The sequence below is a fragment of the Salinisphaera hydrothermalis C41B8 genome (assembly GCF_000732535.1).
GTDB lineage: Bacteria > Pseudomonadota > Gammaproteobacteria > Nevskiales > Salinisphaeraceae > Salinisphaera > Salinisphaera hydrothermalis.
In genome coordinates, this window is the sequence record NZ_APNK01000075.1 from 1 (window position 1) to 2,442 (window position 2,442).

Below are 2,442 nucleotides of genomic sequence, written 5' to 3' on the forward strand. Positions count from 1 at the left end.
GTTTCGTGCGAGTCCGCGCCAAGCGCTGTTTTGCGGCAAGACGAGGCGTAGCGAACGTGGCGTAGTTGTTCTACGCGAGAGAGCTATAACGCTGTATTGCCGCAAAACAGCGCTTGTCCCTTCGGGTTGGGCCGCAAATCGCGCCCGGCGGCGTTGCGAGTCTGGGTCGTGGCACGCCACGACGCGGCGACTCGCGCCTTGCCGGACACGATTTGCGGACGCCAACGCGGCGCTCGCACGAAACCTCAACAGACCCTAGCGCTTAAAATGTAAACGGCACGCGAAGGTTGATATCCACATCCGGCGTGTCGGATGTGACGCCGGCCCCGAGTGAAAGATTGAGGCTGCTGGTGGGCCCAATCCGATACGAGTAGCCGATCAGCAGTTGCCCGAGTTGCGCGCTGATTGCGCCGGGCGGCGCGCTGCCGTTGTACTTGGTCTTGTCGACAAAGGTGTGTTGGTAGCCAATGCTGAACGACGATCGATCGTTGAGCGCGAGCCCCATGCCGAAGTTGAACTGGATCTGATCACCCGGGTCCACCCGGCCGATGTACGTGCTGCCAATCCGTTTGTTGATGTCGCTGGGGAAGTTATGCAGATAACTGACCCCGCCGAAAAACACCACGGGGTCGGACGGATAGATCGCGGTCAGGCTGGGCTGAATCCCATAGAACCCGGCGCCGGTCGGCAGCTCTTCCTGGGTCAGCGTTCCGGCCTGCGACGATGACGCCGGCGCATATTTGACGTCGAACGGGCTTTTGCCGGTCGGCAGAATCCCGCGCAGGCCGCCGATGAAGTAGGGCATGCCCGGCCCGCCCTGATTGAATTGATAGCGCAAGGCGACTTCGATATCGCCGATATCGTTGCCACTGGCGTTGAATACCTCGTTCTGTGACGACGGAGTTGCCAGCGGGCGAGCCGAGGACTGCTGTTCGCGATAGACATACGGCGCCTTGAGCTCGAATTCCAGCCGATTGGTCAGGCCGTAACGCCCCGTCAGGGCGCCGATGACAAGGCTCTGGTTCACTTTGCGTACATCGATCAGGCCGATCGTGATGGCCGGGATAACGGTATACCCAATCAACGAGACCTGGTTGTTGGAGCTGTACTGGTATTCCACCGAGGGCTCCAGCACGACGTGACCTTTGGGTGTCAATAAGCTGGTTTGCTGAGACACTGCCGCCGTATCCGGGTGGTTGGCGGCTTCCGGGGAGGGCGCCTGACCCACGGCCGTCTGGGGCCCGGCGCTATTTTGCGGCGGTCCGCCGCGGCCACGAAGACTCTCGAGTTGGGCACGCGTGGCCTGCAGCTGTTTTTGTTCGTGGTTCAACGCTTCTTGCTGAGCGTCGATACGCGCTTGTTGCGCCGCGATCTGCTGCTCCAGCCGATCCAGTGTGTCGGCTGCCGCGTTATCGGCTGTCCAACCCGTTCCGGGCCAGGATGCGAACCCGGCCAGCCCCATCGTAATGACGATTTTTTTTTGAATAGCCACGCGCTTACCTCACGCATGATGCGATTTAATATTGGCAACGGCCCACTGTTCGACCACCGCTAGCGTGGAAGGCAGACCGGAGTTCCGTTTTCTGTGGACGATTCCGCAATGGTTTATGGCTGGAGTGTTGTATTCGCCTCTTGTTATGGGTTGAAGACACTCGAACGCATCGGCGCGGTATCCGAATTTTGAACAGGCGCGCAGCGTCGTGTTGTTATCAACTTATCGATAGAGCCGCTGGATGTGAGTTTTTTTTTAAAATCGATGTATTTTTCATGTTCGTAAATCGTGTTTCTGTATCAGGCGATAAAGGGTGACGCGCGAGATACCGAGCTGGCGCGCGGCTTCCGACAGATTGTTGGGCACACGTCGCAAAGCATTTTCGACCGCGTGTCGCTCGGCCTCGTCGCGAACTTGATCGAGCGTTAATTCGGCCGGCGGCCCGTTGGGCGTCAGACCCAGATCGGCGGCGGTGATCAGGGGATGCTCGCCCATCACCATGGCGTGGCGCACCCGATTGATGAGTTCGCGCACGTTACCCGGCCAGCTGTGGTTTTCCATGCTCTGCAGGGCGCCGTGGGTAAAGCCGCGCACGCGCGGATGGGCTTCGGCCCGAAATTGATCAAAAAAGCATTGGGCTAATCGTCGAACGTCGCCGTCCCGTTCCCTGAGCGGCGGCACTTTCAGCCGGAGCACATTGAGCCGGTAGTAGAGATCTTCCCGGAAGCGGCCGTCGGCCACCGCTTGCTCCAGATTTACGTGGGAAGCGGCGATCACACGGACATTGACGTCGACCGATGTGCTGGCCCCCAGCCGCTCGATGCGGTGATCCTCGAGAAAGCGTAATAAGTTGACTTGGAGATCGAGCGGGAGATCGCCGATTTCATGGCTATGTCATCGTTGAGTGTTGATACGCATGTCCACGCGCAGCAGCCAATACATTGTGCGGC

At 59.3% G+C, this 2,442-nt stretch carries 2 protein-coding genes; both read right to left on the minus strand.

Features of this window, described 5'->3' with window-relative positions; all coding sequences use genetic code 11:
- Positions 1 to 262: 262 nt before the first annotated feature.
- Complete coding sequence (locus C41B8_RS19090) at positions 263 to 1,492, minus strand: acetate kinase (protein WP_156962610.1); 1,230 nt, start codon at positions 1,490 to 1,492, stop codon at positions 263 to 265.
- 273 nt (positions 1,493 to 1,765) lie between these two features.
- Complete coding sequence (locus tag C41B8_RS19095) at positions 1,766 to 2,374, minus strand: sigma 54-interacting transcriptional regulator (RefSeq protein WP_232226131.1); 609 nt, start codon at positions 2,372 to 2,374, stop codon at positions 1,766 to 1,768.
- Positions 2,375 to 2,442: the final 68 nt, after the last annotated feature.